1 pseudogene is annotated in these 429 nt (G+C 65.0%); it reads left to right on the plus strand.

The annotated features are described in order from the left end of the window. Positions 1–429: pseudogene (locus BFP70_RS20095) on the plus strand (aldehyde dehydrogenase (NADP(+))); the annotation flags it as partial.

Below are 429 nucleotides of genomic sequence, written 5' to 3' on the forward strand. Positions count from 1 at the left end.
CGGCACGGCCCGAACCGATCCCGTTTTTTGGCGAGCTGGGCTCGGTCAACCCGATGTTTGTTCTGCCCGCGGCGGCGGCGGCCCGTGGGGCGCAGATCGGCACCGGCTGGGCGGGTTCATTGACGATGGGCGCGGGGCAGTTTTGCACCAATCCCGGAATTGCGGTGGTGCAAACCGGCGCGGATGGCGATGCCTTTGTGGCGGCGGCGAAACAGGCGCTGGAACAGGTGGGTCCGCAGGTCATGTTGACCGATGGGATCGCGCAGGCCTATCGCGATGGTCAGGCCCGGTTTGAGGGGCGCAATTCGGTCAAACCGGTGTTGAGCACGGCACAGGAGGGGCGCAGCGCCAAGCCCAATCTATATGAGACCAGCGCCGAGACCTACCTGCAAGATCATGCACTTGGCGAGGAGGTCTTTGGTCCGCTGG

Origin of the sequence: Thioclava sp. SK-1, from assembly GCF_001705665.1 — a bacterium.
Lineage (GTDB): Bacteria > Pseudomonadota > Alphaproteobacteria > Rhodobacterales > Rhodobacteraceae > Thioclava.